This window comes from Achromobacter spanius (assembly GCF_002966795.1).
In the GTDB taxonomy this organism is placed as follows: domain Bacteria; phylum Pseudomonadota; class Gammaproteobacteria; order Burkholderiales; family Burkholderiaceae_B; genus Achromobacter; species Achromobacter spanius_D.
The window spans coordinates 389,898-405,052 of sequence record NZ_CP023270.1 but is presented as its reverse complement, the minus strand read 5'-3'; the positions used below and the strand labels follow the sequence as shown (position 1 = coordinate 405,052).

The following is a 15,155-nucleotide window of genomic DNA, read 5'->3' as shown; positions in this document are numbered from 1 at the left end:
TGCAAAGCCTCTGTAATTGGATGAGCCGTCAGCCGGCGCGGTAGACGGTCTTGATCTGCGTGTAGAACTCCAGGCCCACGCGGCCGGATTCACGGAACGTGGACGTGCTGGAATGCTTTAAGCCGCCGAACGGCGCGTTGATCAGATTGCCGGTGGTGGTGCGGTTGATCTTCACGGTGCCGGCCTGGATGTCGCGGGCAAAGCGGTGCGCGTAACGCGCGTCGGTGGTGGCGATGGCGGCCGACAGGCCGTATTCCGTGTCGTTGGCCTGCGCGATGGCGTCTTCATAGCCGTCGACCTCGATCAGCGCGATCACGGGGCCGAAGATCTCTTCGCGGGCAATGCGCATCTGCTGCGTCACGCCGGCAAAGAGCGCGGGCGTGACGTAATAGCCGCGGTCGAAACCCGGGCCTGTCAGACGGTCGCCGCCGCACAGGTGCTTGGCCTCCTGCTTGCCCAGTTCGATATAGCCGAGCACGTTGTCGAGCTGGCGGGCGGTGGCTAGCGGACCCAGGTCAAAGTTGCCCTCAAGCCCGTTGCCGATGGTCAGCGTCTTGATCTTGGCGAGCAGCTTTTCCGTATAGGCGCCGCTGATCTTGCGGTCGACCAGCACGCGGCTGGTGCCGGTGCACGCCTGGCCGCTCAACGAGAAACCGCCTTTGACGGCCAGGTCCACCGCGCGGTCCAGGTCGGCGTCGGCCAACACGATCAGCGGGTTCTTGCCGCCCAGCTCCATCTGCGTGCGGGTGGTCAGGCCCGCCGTCCGGTGGATCTGCTCGCCGGCGGCGGTGGAGCCGGTGAACGAAATGGCCCGCACCTGGCTCGCCCCCGTGATGGCTTCGCCCACCGCGCCCGCAGGACCCGTCAGAAAGTTCAGCACGCCGGCGGGCAGCCCGGCCTGCTCGAAGGCCTCGGTCAGGCGATAGCCCGACATCGGCGCGTCGGAAGACGGCTTGAACACCACCGTGTTGCCCGTGATGAGGGCCGGCGCGATCTTGCGCGCCGGAATCGAGATGGGGAAATTCCAGGGGGAAATGACCGTGACCACGCCCAGCGGCTCGCGCTGGCTGTAGACGATCATGTCCGGGTCGTCGTTGGGGTAGGTCTCGCCCGTGAAGGACTGGCCTTCGACGGCGTAGAAGCGGATCGTCTGCGCGGAGCGCAGGACTTCGTCCTTGGCCAGATTCAGGCCCTTGCCTTCTTCGCGGGTCAGTTCGCGGGCAATGGCGTTGGCGTTGTCTTCCAGATGTTGGGCGGCCCGGAACAGGATGGCCGCGCGCTTGGAGATCGGCGTGTCGCGCCACGCGGCAAAGGCCGCCTCTGCGGCCAGGACGGCCTGCCGGGCGTCTTCGGCGCCGGACACCTGGAAATGCCCGACGACGTCGTCGGTGTCGGCCGGATTGCGGTTCGGGGCAGTCTTGCCCGAGGCGCTGGGCGTCCTGTTGCCGCCGATGTAGTTCAAAAAGGTTTGCTGCGAGAGATCGTCCACGGGAGCGCTTCCTTGATTGAGTCTGGGCCGGCGTGGCCGGGCGCGAGGCTTCTGGGCCACTTTCAGAACATTGTATACTTTAATCACTGCGCGACGATCGGTGGAAACCCCACCGCGCCGCCAGTAAAAAGGCTCCCGGGCGGGAGCCTTTTTTGCATTCGGGGGGCACTCAGCTCCAGATCAGCACGGCGCAGATCGTGGAGACGAAAAGCGCCAGCACCACGGGCAGCAGCAGCGCGCGCACCAGCGACAGCACGTTCACCCGCGCGAACCCCGCCACCGCAATCAGCGACGACCAGGCGATCAGCGTGCCGCCGCCCGTCCATACGGCGCCCATCTGGCCGACCGCCGCCAGCGTCGCGGGGTCCACGCCGACGACCGGACCCAGCGCGCCGGACAACGTGCCGGTGAGCGGCAGACCGGCAAAGCCCGAGCCGTCGATGCCGGTGATCATGCCGACAAGCAGGACGCCGAAGGCGACAAGGAAGTGGTTTTCCGGGATGAGATGCTGCGCGGCGGAGATCACCTCGAACAGCAGGCCGGGCGCCTGCGCCGCGGGTACGCCCAGGATCTGGGCGGCTGTCTCATTGGCGCCGACGAAGAAGAACCCGGCGATGGGCAGCACGGAACCCATTGCCTTGAAGGCGAACACGAAGCCGTCGGTCACGTGCTCCGGGCAGACGTCCAGCATCTTGCGAGGGCCTTCGGCGGCCAACGTCACCAGCATCATCACCACGAAGGCAACGCCGCCGACCAGCGCCGCCGCGTCGCCGCCGCGCAGGGCGGGCAGCGACGGGAACAGCCGGGGCAGCACCATCACGGCGATCACGGCCAGGAACGCCAGCGGCGTCACCACCGCGAATACTTTGGACCAGCGGATGCGGCGGCGCTCTTCGTCGCTCAGCGCGGGGCCGGCCGGCAGGGCGGGATCGGCGCCCATGGTGCCGCGGGCAAGTTCGGCCTTGTCGAACGAGCCGGCCTGTTCCATGCGCGCCAGGCTGCCGTCCTGCGCGCGGGCCTGCCAGGCCGACAGCAGCGCCGGATCGGCCGGCACGATGTGACGGCGCACCAGCAGGTACGCCGTCACCAGCGCGACCGCGCCGGTGATCAGCGACAGCACGAGCGCGCGGTCGGCCACCACTGCGGCGCTGACCGCCGCTCCCGCCGCCTTGGCGCTGATGCTCGGCGCCACGCCGATGACGTAGTCCGACGACAGGGCCATGCCCTGCCCCGCGATAGCGATGGCCATTGCGCCGGCCAGCGGCGGCAGCCCGGCCGCGATGGCCGCCGGCAGCAGGATGGCGGACACCAGCGGCACGGCGGGCGTCGGCCAGAAGAACAGCGAGATCACATAGGTACAGAGGGCGATGATCACGAACGACGAATGCCCGCCCCGCATGACGCGGCGAAACGGCTGGACCATGCGCACGTCCGCCTGCAGTGTCTTCAGCGAATTGAGCAGCGCCGTCATGAACGTGATGACCAGAAAGATGTTGAAGAGCTCTTTGGCGGCGACGAAGCTGGCGGAAAAGATGCCGATCAGTCCGCTGATCGGATTGCCCGTGATCGCCAGCACGACCAGGAACGTGCCGATGACCGAGGGCACCACGACATTGGCGCGCAGGATCATCGTCAGGATGATGGCGGCCACGCTGATCAGGTATATCCAATGAGCGGCAGTGAGCACGACGTCGGATTGCATGCGCTATTCCCCTTGTATGCGTGGCTGTTGGGTCGCCACCGTCGGTATACTATATTTCGTTGAGAGTCATACCAACCGAAATATGCACCGCCTAGGGAAACCGATAGTGCCGCTGTCAGCCTGATTTTTAGCTGAAAAACAAGGGATTACCCGGATTTTTTGGGAATTTCAGGTTGCAGTCCAAATTCACCGATAGACTATCGTATACAGAAATTACAAAGTCTTCAGGCATGTTGTCCTCCCTGGCAATCACCGATTTGTGGCATTACGCCGCCATGGCGGCCGTCGTGTTCGGCGCGGCTGTGGCGCAAGGCGTGGGCGGCGTGGGATTTGCGATGTTTGCCGCGCCCGTGGCCGCCATGTTCTTCCCGCAGCTGGCGCCCGGCCCGCTCCTGACCCTGGGCGGCTTCATTTCGCTCCTGACCGCCCTGCGCGAGCGCGCCGCCATCGATTGGCCGGCCGTCTCCTACGCCCTGGCCGGGCGCGCCATCGGCACCCTGATCGCGATCTACGCCATGGCGCGCTTTGCGCCCCAGGCGCTGGGCGTGCTCTTTGCCTGCATGATTCTGGCCGCCGTTGCGCTCAGCGTGGCGGGACTGAAGTTTTCCGCGACGCCGGGCCGGGTGTCCGGCGCGGGCGTGGCCTCGGGGATCATGGGCACGATGACGTCGGTGGGCGCCCCGCCCATCGCCATCGTGCTGCAGCACGCCGCGCCGCCCCGGCTGCGCGCCACGCTGGGCATGGTGCTCTTTCTGGGATCCATTTTTTCGCTTGCCATGCTGGCGCTGGCCAAGCGTTACACGGGCTACCACGCCGGACTGGCGCTCAGTCTGGCGCCGTTCCTGCTGGCCGGCTTTGCGGTCTCCAGCCGGCTGCGCACCCTGCTGCCTCCCCGCGCCGTGCGCGGCGTGCTGCTCGTGGCCTGCGCCATGGGCGCGGTGGGCGTGCTGGTGAAGTCATTCTGGGTGCACTGATGCGGCAAACCGCCAGCGACGGCCGGCTACACCCGGTAATACAATGCCGACTATATCCATTACGCCAAACCTGCTCGCCATGACAACCTCCCCCGTCAGCCCGCAAGCCGTCGAGACGCAGCATTCCTCCCCGCTGAAGATCGGCGAGCAGCACCCGCAGTTGTTTGCCGTTATCCGCGACAAGCTGCGCGAACGCATCCTGAGCGGCGAATTCACGCCGGGCGACCGCCTGGTGGAAGGCCGCCTGTCCGAGGAAATGGGCGTGTCCCGCATCCCCGTGCGCGAGGCGTTGCGCGCGCTGGCCGCCGAAGGCCTGGTCACGATCGAGCCGCGCCGCGGCGCGTCCGTGTCGGTGCTGTCCGACGCCGTGGCCTACGACATGGTCGAAGTGCGCGCCACGCTGGAAGGTTTGAACGCCAAGCTGGCCGCGCAGCGCCGGGACGAGAAGACGGTGGAGCGCCTGCAGGCGTTTCTGCGCGAAGGCACGGAGGCCGCGCGCGACGAGAAGCTGGACAAGTTCCTGGCGCTCAATTCGCAGTTTCACGAAATGCTGGCCACGATCGGCGGCAACGTGGTGCTGACCGACCTGATGCGCTCGCTGCGCGACCGCACCGCGCTGCTGTTCGCGCCCAGCAACATGCGCCGCGCCAAGCAGAACTGGGACGAGCATTCGCAGATTCTGAATGCCGTCATCGCCGGCAACGGCGACCTGGCGGCACTGCTGGCCAGCCAGCACGTGCACAACGCGGCCAAGGCCTACACCGAAGCGCAGCAGCCGCCGCAGCAGGCGTCGGTGGCCTGAGCGCCAAAACACTGACGAGCGGCTGTCCCCGCCGTCAGCTCATCAGGTCGTGGCCGTCTCCACCGCCCCCGGGGCCGCGCCGACGACGATCCCCTTGCCGTTCTGCACCACCCACGACACCTTCACGTCGCCATTCACGAACGTCTGGCAGGCCATGCGATAGCCGGCCTCAAAGTCTTCCGGCCGCAGGTGCTTGCGCTCCTTCGGCTTGATGGCGTCGGTGTTTTCCAGCCCTTCTTCGATCCGGCACTTGCAGGTGCCGCACAGGCCGCCCCCGCACTTGAACGGGATGCCGCCCTTTTCCTTGAGCGACACGCGCAGCAGGTTGCTGTTTTCCGGCGCGGTGGCGACCATGCCGCCGTTGGATAGGAACGTGATCTGGACCATATATTCAGTGCTCCGCGGCGCTTGCGCCGGACCGCAGCGTCAGCGTCGACGCCATGCTGCCAAAACGCGTCAGGTGCGCCAGCTCCTTGCGGGCTGCATCCACTGACGAGAACTTCTCCAGGAATTTGGACGGTACGTGGTTCACCACGTAGGGCGGCGTTTCCTCGGTGACCACCAGCTTGATCTCGCGCGCCAGGCGCGCAATGCTGAACACGGCCAGCGCGCGCCCGTAGAACACGTAGTCATAGGTCTCGATGATGTCGGCGCCGTCGCCCGCCTCGGTGCGGAACACGCCGGGCTTGGAGGTCAGGATCACATAGGTGGATTCGGTCGCCATCATGCCTCCACGTCCTGGGACAGCTCGATGTCGCTGCTGAGCCAGAGCTGGCACGCCAGCCGGTAGCCCTGGTCGACGCGGTCGCCCAGCTGCTTCTTTTCCTTCCAGTTCACCGGCGGCAGATGCTCGGCGCCGGCAATGATGCGGCACGCGCACTTGGCGCACTTGCCCATGCCGCATTCGTAGCGCAGATGCGGAAACGGAAACTGCTTGATGCCGGCCCGCACCACCAGGTTGGTGTTGTCCTTCACCACGTCGGTGTAGGTCTGGCCGCCTTTATGAAACACAACGGTAGGCATGAGGTCTTCGTCCAGGTTCTGCGGTGCGGCAACCGCCCGGGCGGGCCGGGCTGGATGGGTACGCGCAATCAGGCGGCAAGGCCCAGCTCAGGCAGCTTGATCTCGTCCTGCACGTAGTCGGTATAGAGCGCCGTGGTGTACAGCAGCCGCATCTGCGCGCCGATCTCGCAGATCTTCAGGCAGCGCTGTTGCAGATCCACCGTGTTGGCGTGCTCCAGCACGATCTGGTAGCCGCGTTCGCCGTGGATCTCGTCGGACACGATGTGCAGGTCGAAGAACTCCACTTCCTCGTCGGTGAAGCCGTATTTCTCGCGCAGGGTCGGCGTCTGCTTGCGGTAGATGGACGGCACCTGCGATTCCAAGCCCACGACCAGGCCAGCCACCGCCACGATCGGGTCCTCGCGCATGGCCACGGCATAACACCAGCTTTGCAGCGCGCGGGTCGTGGGCGACATGTTGTCCGGATTGGTGACCCGTTCGCGGGTGGTGCCGCAGGCTTCGGCAAAGCGGATCAGCAGATCGGTGTGGCGGTCGCCGCCGATTTCCTCTTCGTACATGTTGGCCAGCAGGAAATCCTTGGCCTCGGTGTAGGTGTCCGGCGTGCGGGCGTACAGGTAGCCCAGGTAGTCGGCGAAGGGGCCAACGTAGTGATAGTGGTTTTCGGCCCAGCGCGACAGATGCTCGCGGCTCAGCTTGCCCTCGGCCCAGGCGATCGAAAAGGGCGATGCGTTTGCGCTCTTGCCCTTGATCGCGTTTTCCAGCGCCGTGCGGAATTCATCTCGGTTCATCAGTTCTGCCATGACTCGCTCCAGGTCCAGTGGGAGAAATTCCAGGCCTGTCTCAGCCCGGCCATGATGAACATTGTATACCGTCTACTGTTTTAGTCCGCTAGGGCAATCCCGAAGTGAGCCACTTAAAGAGGGACAGTTTCCAATAGATCAAGCACTTGGCGTTTTCCAGGCAAATTGGACCAAGCCGCGCCACGGGCGTACAATGAATACAATTTCAACACAATACGGAAATACCATGAACACCCGCCACCCGCTGGGCGACGCCCCGATCGGTCAACAACTGCTCACCCACTACGCCCGCCGCGACGCGGTGCGCCACGCGACGCCGCTGTTCCCGTCGTCCTGGGCGGAACTGCTGGCTCCGTTCCGCAATGCCCGTCTGCAACCGCTGCGCGCAGCCGCACCCGCCGCACGCACGCAACGCGACGACACGGTCTGCCAAGCTGGCTGAAGGAAAAGCCGGGAGCTGAACGCCCCGGCATGAAAAACCCGGTACGCCTTCCCGGACAGGCGCTACGCCGCTAGCGCCTTGCGCGCAGACTGGCCTGCATCCGGGCGTTCTGCAGCGCCACGCTCCGCTGACGGCGGGCGTGGCCGCCCGCGAGCACCATCACGATGGCAAAGCCCACGGTGTAGGCCAGCACGTCCCACCAGTCCGGCACGCTGCCGAACACGACGCGCAACACCGGCTGCTCGATGCGCCAGCCGAAGTGCCGGGCCAGGTACTGGCCCAGCTCGACCGCGTAGCCCGTGAACAGCGCCGCCAGGGCCAGCGGCAGTACGCCTGCGCGGACGAAGCTGCGATACAGCAGATAGGCCCAGCCCACCGCCACCACGTCGCCCACAAACCCACGCAGGAAGGGATAGGGCGCGCCCACGGTGGCAATCAGCGCCAGCACGGCGGTCACGGCAAGCAGGGCGGCGAACGCGCGCCCGTTGAAAGTCAGGGTCATTGAATCAGCAAACGTAAATAGTGAAACAGGGAGGGGCGTGGCGACTGCATCAGCAGCCGCGCATCGCCCGCGCCCCGGCCGGTAACAAGGCCAGCGCGCAGGTTACCGGAAAAGCGCAGGCCGCCCTCCTCGGCCGCCTGCCTTGGGCGTACCATTGAGCGACCCCGACCCAGCCCAGAACGGGCGCGATCCTCGCGTCCGGCAACGTTCCCATGCTGCAGCCCGTTTCGGCTTCGACCGATCTGCCGGCGGCCCCTCCGGCCGCGCCCGCGCCTGTCCTTCAGGTCAGCACGCTTTCCCCCCTCGCCTTTCCCGCCTTTCGCGTCATCTGGATCGCCAACCTGTTTGCCAACCTGGGCACCTGGGCGCAATCGGTGGCCGCCGCGTGGGTCATCACCACGGAGCAGAGCAGCCCGCTGATGGTTGCGATGATCCAGGTGGCGGCGGCGTTTCCGCTGGTCGCCCTGTCGATCCTGACCGGGGTGCTGGCCGACAACCACGACCGGCGCAAGGTGATGCTGGCGGGCATGCTGCTGGAGCTGGCGGGCGGCGTCTTCATCACCATCCTGGCCTTCGCGGGGTTGCTGCACCCCATCACGCTGATCGCATCCGTGTTCTGCATCGCCATCGGCAGCGCGATCGTCACGCCCGCGTGGCAGGCCGCCGTGGGCGAACAGGTGCCGCGCGAGCACGTCGGCAGCGCCGTGCTGCTGAACAGCGTCAACTTCAATGTGGCGCGGGCGGTGGGGCCGGCCATCGGCGGCCTGTTGCTGGGCGCGTTGGGCACGTCCTGGGTCTTTCTGCTGAACTGCTTCTGCTACGCCGGCCTGATCTGGGCGATCTGGCGCTGGAAGCGCGACCTGCCCGTGCGCCGGCTGCCGCCCGAAGGCCTCTTTGAAGGCGTGGTCGCCGCGCTGCGCTACACGCAGCATTCGACGGTGACGCGCGTGGTGATGCTGCGCTCGTTTGCTTTCGGCCTGTCGGCCAGCGCGCTGTGGGCATTGCTGCCGCTGCTGGCGCACGAGCACGAAAGCGGCAGCGCGCTGCTGTACGGCTACATGCTCGGCGCGCTGGGCGTGGGCGCCATCCTGGGCAGCGTGCTGGTGCGCCGGGCGCGCGCCGCGTGGGGATCCGGCGGCCTCATCAGCGTGGCCGCAGCTCTCCTGGCCGCCTGCCTGCTGGCGCTGGGCCTGACCGATACGCTGTGGGTCGCGTTTCCGGCGTTGCTGCTGTCGGGCGGCTGCTGGATCGGCGTGCTGGCCACCTACAACACGACCGTGCAGTTGCTGGTGCCGGATTGGGTCAAGGCGCGCGCGCTGGCGCTGTACCAGACCGCGATCTTTGGCGGACTGGCGGCGGGCTCGTTCATGTGGGGCCACTTCGCGGGCACGATGGGCGTGTCCGGCGCGATGTCGGCCGCCGGCATCGTGCTGGGCGTCACCGTGGCGCTGCTGTACCGCTCGCGCCTGCCGGAACAGGTGGACGCGCGGTCGCTCACCCGCGCCGACGACACCGAACCCGCCCTGGCCGACGCTGGCTTCAACACGCAGCGCGGCGCGGTGCTGGTTGCGGTGGAATACCTGGTCAATCCGGACAAGCTGTCCGCGCTGATCCACGCCGCCCGGCCGCTGCGCCTCTTGCGGCTGCGCAATGGCGCGCAGCAGTGGCAGCTCTTTCGCGACCTGGAGCGCGAGGGCGTCTGGCGCGAGGTCTTCCTGGTGGAAAGCTGGATGCAGTATCTGCGGATGATCGACCGCATGACACTGGCCGACAAGATGGTGCTGGACGAAGTGCGCGCATTGCACGCGGGCGACAAGCCGCCCGTGGTATCGCGCAACGTCAGTTACCTGGCCATGAACGAGGCGCAGGGTTTCTCGCTGCGCCGTGCCCCCGATACCCGATGACGCGCGAGGTCCGACCATGCTTACCTCTTTGTGGCGCAACTGGCGGGCCTGGCGGCGTGGCGGGCCGCAGCTCGACGTCATCCTGTCCTCTGCCGATCCGCAAGCCCCGCTGGCCGAACGCAATCTGTGGCTGGTCGATCTTGGCCGCTGGCTGAACCGGCCGGACGGCGAACCGGCGGCCGGCGAACCGGCGGCCGGCGAACCGGCAGAGGAAGACGGGCGCGACCCGCGCCATGCCCGCCTGCGCTACCTGCTGCAGGTGCTGGAACGCAATCCCACTATGGCGGCCCGCACGGCGGCCACGCTGCGTTCGGTGCTGGTGGACAACGACCCCACCGCCCTCCTGTGCGATACCGGCGTGGCGTCCCGCCCTGGCTTCTGGGGTGAGTTCTGGCGCCGTATCGTGGCCTGGATGCTGCCGCCGACCGTCAATCAGGGCGATATGTCGGGTCTATTTACGCTGCTGTTTCGCCGCGCGGGCGACGCGCAATGGATCGAGTCGCTGGACGACGAGACGCTGGCGCGCGTGCGCGCGTTGCTGCGTCTGGAAGCACACAGCCCGGCGCAAGCAGCCGAGGCGTTGCCTGCCCCCACGCCCGACGCACTTGCCCAGCGGCTGGATCAAGCACTGACCAGCAGCATGCAGGTGCTCGTCAGCCAGGTGCGCGCCGTCGGGCTCAGCCAGGACATCCGCTCCCGTGTGCCGGGCCGCGTGGAGGATTCGCCGTTCTTCACGCTGGAGGCCACGGCGGCAGAACTGTTCGACAGCGCGCCGGACACGCCCCGCGAGGTGGTGGGCCAGCGCCTGAACGTGCTGCGCGCCTTGCTGGACGACTGCCGCGCGGCGGGCGACGCCGTCTACGAGGAACTCAAGCGCAACGGCGTCGCGGTCGACGTCGTCTACCAGATCGAGTGCATGAAGCTGCGCCTGGCGCGCATCGAGCTGCTGCTTGGCGTGTGGATCGATCCCACGCAGCGACACCGGTACGCGCACCTGATCGCCGAGCTGATCCGCTGCACGCTGGCGCGCGGCAGCATCCGGCACCTGGCGGCGTCGTCGCTTGCTCAACTGGCGCGGCGCGTGATGGACCGCAGCGCCGAGACCGGCGAACACTACATCGCGCGCGACACGCTGGAATACATGGACATGGTCAAGGCATCCATGGGCGGCGGCTTCGTGGTGGCGTTCACGGTCTATGTGAAGTTCATCATCACGTCGCTGCATGCGGACAAGTGGGTGGAAGGCCTGCTGAACGCGTTGAACTACGCCGGCAGTTTTCTCGTGATCCAGTTCGCGCATTTCACGCTTGCAACCAAGCAGCCGGCCATGACGGGACCGGCGCTGGCCCGCCGGCTGGACGCGGCCTACTCGCCCGACGGGCGCGAGGCATTCGTGGACGACACGCTGGCGATGTTGCGATCGAACGCCGCCGCGATTGCCGGCAACCTGGCCGTGGTGATTCCGCTGGCCTGGGCGATTCAATGGCTGGCCATGCGGTTTCTGGAGCAGCCGCTCATCGATGCCGACAAGGCGCAAGACACGCTGCAATCGCTGTCGTTCTGGGGACCGACGCCGCTGTATGCCGCGGTGACCGGCGCATTGATCTGGGTGTCCAGCCTGATCGCCGGGTGGGCCGACAACTGGTTCGCGCTGCATCGCGTGCACGACGTCATGGCGTACGGCCGGCGCACCCGCTACCTTCTCGGGGCGCGCGGCGCCGTGCGTTGGGCGGGCTTCTGGCGGCGCAACGTCTCGCAGATCGCCGCCAACGTCTCGCTGGGTCTGATGCTGGGCCTGTTGCCGGCGCTTGTCAGCGCGCTGGGATCGGAGCTGGAGGTGCGCCATGTGTCGCTCAGCGCCGGCCAGATCGCGGCCGCGGTGGCAACGCTGGGCTGGGAGCTCGTGCATACGCAGGTGTTCTGGCTGGCCGTGGCGGGCACCGCGGCGACGGGCGCGCTGAACGTCATCGTCAGTTTTGCGCTGGCCTTCAACGTGGCGCTGGCGTCGCGCGGGATGGGACGCGACGATCGCATGTCGTTGACCGCCGGCGTGCGCCGCCGGATCCTGCGGCGTCCGGCATCGCTGTTCTGGCCGGTCAAGCCGCGCACGGCGCCCGTGCAATCCTGACGCGTCGCGCGTGGACGCCTGGCCGGGCGCGGCCGCGGCGCCACGCGATCAGAACGTGATCGTGGCGGTGACGACGTCGCGGTATGTGCCGGGCCGGGGCGTCGTCTGCGCGGGCACGCGGCCATACACCGTAAAGGTCTGATTGGCGCCCGTGCCCACGCCCGCCCGTGGCGCGCCGCCCGAGGCATCGCCCCAGACAGTGCCATAGGCCGCGTCCTGGTAGAGCTGATAGTTCACGGTGTCGGCGGCGGTCGTGTGCTTCATCTTGCGCGCCAGCACATTGCCGGCGACCGAACCGCCGTTCAACGACAGCGAAAAGGCGTTGGCGTTGGTGCACCGCACGGTGATCTGGCTGTTGGCCGTGACCGCGGCGTTCAGGACGCCGCGCGGGGGAAACGCCATGTCCGTCGCGTTGATGGTGCAGTTCTTCTGTACGGTCGTGCGCACCACCAGCGGAATCGTGATGCGCTGCGTGGGCGCCGCCAGCGGGCAATTCGACAGGCCCGACAGCAAACCGAACAGCACGTCCAGCGTGCCGGTCGTGGCATAGGTCTCGCTGTATACCGTGTTGGCGTTGTTCACGGTTCTCACGGTGGACTGCCCGCCCGGAAGCTTGCCGTAGAACCGGAAGGTGGTCGACACGTTGCCGCCCCCCAGCAGCGGGCCGGTCATCGTCTGCGAAGTGGGTTGCCCGGCGGTCGCCGCGCCCCAAATCTGGGTCCGCGCCGCGTCCGTGTACAGGTTGTAGTTCATGCGGTTCGTGCCCGCGCCCAGGGCGCGTGCCGCGATGGACGGACTGGTATTGCCCACGCCCAGACTGAAGCACAGGCGCGCGCCGATGGCGAGCAGCGAGAAATTGCAGGTCACGGCGACCGTTCCATCCGCCACCGTGTCGCCGGGCAGCAGCGGATTGACCGTGCCGAAGTCCAGCGTGGCGGTCGTGCCCGCCGACAGCGCGCAGGTGTTAGCCTGCGCCGCGCCGGCATAGCCTGCGCAGACGCCCATGGCGGCAAGCAGCAGGGCGATCCTCATGGTTGCCCCCGATCCAACGGCTTGCACACGATCGGTCCGAGCGTCGGCAGCGGATCGGCGTCCGAGCGCACGTAATCGAACTCAGCCTCGCACGCCACGCCGCCGCCGCGCACCCGCAACCGGTTGGTGGCCGCCACGTCCTCCACGAACGTCAGGCCGTCGTAGCCCACCACCGTGCGCTTGCCGCTCTCGATGTGGGCGACTTCCGCCCCGACCGGCACGAACGCCCCGTCCGGCAGGGTCAGAATCACCGAGGCCGCGTCGTACTTTTCGACCGTGAACGTGGTCAGCACGCCGGCGCCGGACTGCGGCACGACGACCGCCCGCGTCGAGTCCAGCCGCACGTCCACGGGCAGGTCCTCGGGGTCGATGGAGATGCGGTTGGTCTGGTAGGCGTTCAGGTCCGGCACCAGCAGATGGCCACTGCCATTGGTGCGGCCCAGCCGTCGGTTTTCGTGCAGCACCGCGACGTCGGCCGTGCCCTCGGTGGAAACCAGCGCAAAACTGTCGTTGATGCGGCGCGACGGGATCACGGTGCCGTCCATCATCACCAGCGACCCGGACGCCTGCACCGACGCCTGCGTGCGGCCGCCGTAGTCCTGCACGAGCCCGCTCACCAGCCCGTACTGGCCCAGGTACTGGAGCTGGCCCTGGTTGAGCTGCATGCCGCCGCTGCGGCCGTTCTGCACCGCCCACCCCCAGCCGCCCTCGTAGGGCACGCTGCTCTGCGCGTTGACGCTGTAGGTGTCCTCGCCGCCTTGGCGGCCGACCGACACGCCCGCCTGCGCGCGCTCGCCCAGCATCACCGCCAGACCCAGGAACACGCCTTCCGAATTCGATTGCGAAAAGTCCTTGTACGCGCTCAACGTCAGGACCACGCGGCTATGCAGGTTGGCCGTGTACGAGGCCGACCCCAGCTTTGCCATCGGCACGTTCGGCATGCGGTAGCCGATGTAGCTGAGCGCCACGCTTTGCGAGCGGCCCAGCGGCATCGACACCGTCACGCGGTCGGTCTGGCGCGGCACCGGCGCGTCCTCGCGCGAACCCAGGTCGCCGTAGTTGCCGATCAGGCGCGTGACCTGCGTATCCACGCTGAATTCGGGCCGCACGTACTGGTACCCCAGGCTCACCTGGCCGCCGCTGAAGTCGCCCGCGCTGCCGGAAAGCGAGCTGCTCAGCACGCCAAGCTGCCCCATCTTCACCATCGCGCCGGCGCCCGCGTTGTACAGCCCCGGGCCGGCCTCGGAGTGCGCCTCCAGCGTCAGATCGTCGGTGTAGCCATAGCGGCCCGATGCCGTCAGCACCGGCTTGCTGTCGTAGTCGAACGACCGCACGCTGAACTGACGGCGCACAAAGCCCGCCTCGACCGACCAGCTGGACAGCCCCGCCGCCAGCATCCGCGGGTCGATGTACAACGGCACCGACGTGCTGACCGTGCGGCCCAGCGCGTCGCGCGTGATCAGCGTGGCCTGGCCCGCGCCGGTGATGCCCGGAATCTGGTTCACCACGAACGGCCCCGGCGGCACGTTGCCCGAATACTGCTGCACGCCATTGACGAACAGGGACACCGACGACGGCACGACCGACGACGCGCTCAGCGACGACACCGGAAACGTGACCAGGTCCGGGCGCAGCGCGAAGTTGCGCCCCCATTGAACGCCCGCCACGCGCACCGACCGCGACCAGTTCAGCGACGAGGTGATGGTGTCGCCCAGGCGCAGGGTGCGCAGCGTCTCCTGGTCCGAGCGCGTCCAGAACGTGTCGTAGCGCACGTATTCGTCGCCGCGGCCGCCGAAATAGGCCGTGCCGGAATTGCTGAACACGCCATTCGAATCGAAGTAGCGCTGTTCGGAATACAGCGAAAGCCCGTACTCGTAGTCGGTCTGCGCATAGGCGTCGTAATTCATCACCACGCCGCGCCCGGCCGTCGCCAGCGGCGTGGCCGGCAGGCCGCGCGTATTCACCTCGTACGGCATGCGCAGGGTGTCGGGCAGCACCAGATCCACCGTCTGCGCCGCCGGGTTGTACACGTAGCGCAGACCTGCCACGGCATCCAGGCTGACTTCGCGCGTGGCGGACATGCCGATCACGGACAGGTCCACGCCCAGCGAGCGCAGCGCGGCGCCGCTGACAGACAGGCGGCCGTGCGTGTCGTGAAAGCGCAATAGCTGGGATGTGTTGACGCCGTTGATGCTGACCTCCAGGTATACGTCGCGCTCGGCAATGCTGCCGAACGAGACCAGTTGACCGGGCACATCCGCCGCCTGGGCCGGCGCACCCAGCAGGAAGAGTGCGATTCCCAAGGCGCGTTGCCCGCGGAGACGGGTAGCGCGCACTGCCATAGACTGCCCTTCTGT

At 67.4% G+C, this 15,155-nt stretch carries 14 protein-coding genes; 5 read left to right on the top strand and 9 right to left on the bottom strand.

All coding sequences use genetic code 11. From position 1 onward, the window contains the following. Nucleotides 1-28 precede the first annotated feature (28 nt). Together CLM73_RS01805 and CLM73_RS01800 are read right to left on the bottom strand one after the other, a co-directional pair. Complete coding sequence (locus CLM73_RS01805; RefSeq protein ID WP_105237072.1) at nt 29-1,489, bottom strand: aldehyde dehydrogenase family protein; 1,461 nt, start codon at nt 1,487-1,489, stop codon at nt 29-31. 169 nt (nt 1,490-1,658) lie between these two features. Continuing rightward, nucleotides 1,659-3,191 carry a hypothetical protein gene (locus CLM73_RS01800; protein WP_105237071.1) on the bottom strand — a complete coding sequence of 511 codons (1,533 nt, stop codon included), beginning with the start codon at nt 3,189-3,191 and terminating at the stop codon, nt 1,659-1,661. 230 nt (nt 3,192-3,421) lie between these two features. Between CLM73_RS01800 and CLM73_RS01795 the strand changes: the two genes are divergently transcribed. Both CLM73_RS01795 and CLM73_RS01790 read left to right on the top strand, forming a co-directional pair. Continuing rightward, on the top strand, nt 3,422-4,165 hold the full coding sequence (locus CLM73_RS01795) for a sulfite exporter TauE/SafE family protein (RefSeq protein WP_105237070.1): 744 nt from the start codon (nt 3,422-3,424) through the stop codon (nt 4,163-4,165). 79 nt (nt 4,166-4,244) lie between these two features. Beyond that, nucleotides 4,245-4,967 (top strand): GntR family transcriptional regulator, encoded by a 723-nt coding sequence (locus tag CLM73_RS01790; RefSeq protein WP_105237069.1) that lies wholly within the window; start codon nt 4,245-4,247, stop codon nt 4,965-4,967. A gap of 42 nt (nt 4,968-5,009) precedes the next feature. On the opposite strand, the gene CLM73_RS01785 is transcribed toward CLM73_RS01790, so the two are convergent. The 4 genes from CLM73_RS01785 to CLM73_RS01770 form a co-directional block, all read right to left on the bottom strand. Next, nucleotides 5,010-5,354 (bottom strand): 2Fe-2S iron-sulfur cluster-binding protein, encoded by a 345-nt coding sequence (locus CLM73_RS01785; RefSeq protein ID WP_105237068.1) that lies wholly within the window; start codon nt 5,352-5,354, stop codon nt 5,010-5,012. Nucleotides 5,355-5,358: 4 nt separating this feature from the next. Beyond that, nucleotides 5,359-5,694, bottom strand: a complete 336-nt coding sequence (locus tag CLM73_RS01780; protein ID WP_105237067.1) for a ferredoxin — start codon at nt 5,692-5,694, stop codon at nt 5,359-5,361. Beyond that, complete coding sequence (locus CLM73_RS01775) at nt 5,691-5,990, bottom strand: 2Fe-2S iron-sulfur cluster-binding protein (RefSeq protein ID WP_056566926.1); 300 nt, start codon at nt 5,988-5,990, stop codon at nt 5,691-5,693. The genes CLM73_RS01780 and CLM73_RS01775 overlap by 4 nt, the downstream gene beginning before the upstream one ends. A 68-nt stretch (nt 5,991-6,058) precedes the next feature. Continuing rightward, nucleotides 6,059-6,790 carry a TenA family transcriptional regulator gene (locus tag CLM73_RS01770; RefSeq protein ID WP_056319353.1) on the bottom strand — a complete coding sequence of 244 codons (732 nt, stop codon included), beginning with the start codon at nt 6,788-6,790 and terminating at the stop codon, nt 6,059-6,061. A 226-nt stretch (nt 6,791-7,016) separates the two neighbouring features. Between CLM73_RS01770 and CLM73_RS01765 the strand changes: the two genes are divergently transcribed. Then, nucleotides 7,017-7,232 carry a hypothetical protein gene (locus CLM73_RS01765; RefSeq protein WP_105237066.1) on the top strand — a complete coding sequence of 72 codons (216 nt, stop codon included), beginning with the start codon at nt 7,017-7,019 and terminating at the stop codon, nt 7,230-7,232. 70 nt (nt 7,233-7,302) lie between these two features. Here the strand turns inward: CLM73_RS01765 and CLM73_RS01760 are convergent, their stop codons facing one another. Continuing rightward, nucleotides 7,303-7,734, bottom strand: a complete 432-nt coding sequence (locus CLM73_RS01760; RefSeq protein ID WP_105237065.1) for a DUF2809 domain-containing protein — start codon at nt 7,732-7,734, stop codon at nt 7,303-7,305. Between the two features lie 212 nt (nt 7,735-7,946). On the opposite strand from CLM73_RS01760, the gene CLM73_RS01755 reads away from it, so the two are divergent. Together CLM73_RS01755 and CLM73_RS01750 are read left to right on the top strand one after the other, a co-directional pair. Then, nucleotides 7,947-9,638, top strand: a complete 1,692-nt coding sequence (locus tag CLM73_RS01755) for an MFS transporter (RefSeq protein WP_105237064.1) — start codon at nt 7,947-7,949, stop codon at nt 9,636-9,638. A gap of 16 nt (nt 9,639-9,654) precedes the next feature. Continuing rightward, a complete protein-coding gene (locus CLM73_RS01750) occupies nt 9,655-11,766 on the top strand; it encodes a site-specific recombinase (RefSeq protein WP_105237063.1) in 2,112 nt (703 codons plus the stop codon). A 48-nt stretch (nt 11,767-11,814) separates the two neighbouring features. Here CLM73_RS01750 and CLM73_RS01745 read toward each other — a convergent pair whose 3' ends face one another. Then, nucleotides 11,815-12,798 carry a spore coat U domain-containing protein gene (locus CLM73_RS01745; protein WP_105237062.1) on the bottom strand — a complete coding sequence of 328 codons (984 nt, stop codon included), beginning with the start codon at nt 12,796-12,798 and terminating at the stop codon, nt 11,815-11,817. Beyond that, nucleotides 12,795-15,140, bottom strand: a complete 2,346-nt coding sequence (locus CLM73_RS01740; protein ID WP_418904929.1) for a fimbria/pilus outer membrane usher protein — start codon at nt 15,138-15,140, stop codon at nt 12,795-12,797. The genes CLM73_RS01745 and CLM73_RS01740 overlap by 4 nt, the downstream gene beginning before the upstream one ends. Nucleotides 15,141-15,155 lie beyond the last annotated feature (15 nt).

Excerpts from the sequence above, each read along its gene's own strand:
- CLM73_RS01800 (WP_105237071.1), bottom strand. The coding sequence starts at position 3,191 with ATGCAATCCGACGTCGTGCTCACTGCCGCTCATTGGATATACCTGATC.
- CLM73_RS01795 (WP_105237070.1), top strand. The coding sequence starts at position 3,422 with ATGTTGTCCTCCCTGGCAATCACCGATTTGTGGCATTACGCCGCCATG.
- CLM73_RS01790 (WP_105237069.1), top strand. The coding sequence starts at position 4,245 with ATGACAACCTCCCCCGTCAGCCCGCAAGCCGTCGAGACGCAGCATTCC.
- CLM73_RS01785 (WP_105237068.1), bottom strand. The coding sequence starts at position 5,354 with ATGGTCCAGATCACGTTCCTATCCAACGGCGGCATGGTCGCCACCGCG.
- CLM73_RS01780 (WP_105237067.1), bottom strand. The coding sequence starts at position 5,694 with ATGATGGCGACCGAATCCACCTATGTGATCCTGACCTCCAAGCCCGGC.
- CLM73_RS01775 (WP_056566926.1), bottom strand. The coding sequence starts at position 5,990 with ATGCCTACCGTTGTGTTTCATAAAGGCGGCCAGACCTACACCGACGTG.
- CLM73_RS01770 (WP_056319353.1), bottom strand. The coding sequence starts at position 6,790 with ATGGCAGAACTGATGAACCGAGATGAATTCCGCACGGCGCTGGAAAAC.
- CLM73_RS01765 (WP_105237066.1), top strand. The coding sequence starts at position 7,017 with ATGAACACCCGCCACCCGCTGGGCGACGCCCCGATCGGTCAACAACTG.
- CLM73_RS01760 (WP_105237065.1), bottom strand. The coding sequence starts at position 7,734 with ATGACCCTGACTTTCAACGGGCGCGCGTTCGCCGCCCTGCTTGCCGTG.
- CLM73_RS01755 (WP_105237064.1), top strand. The coding sequence starts at position 7,947 with ATGCTGCAGCCCGTTTCGGCTTCGACCGATCTGCCGGCGGCCCCTCCG.
- CLM73_RS01750 (WP_105237063.1), top strand. The coding sequence starts at position 9,655 with ATGCTTACCTCTTTGTGGCGCAACTGGCGGGCCTGGCGGCGTGGCGGG.
- CLM73_RS01745 (WP_105237062.1), bottom strand. The coding sequence starts at position 12,798 with ATGAGGATCGCCCTGCTGCTTGCCGCCATGGGCGTCTGCGCAGGCTAT.
- CLM73_RS01740 (WP_418904929.1), bottom strand. The coding sequence starts at position 15,140 with ATGGCAGTGCGCGCTACCCGTCTCCGCGGGCAACGCGCCTTGGGAATC.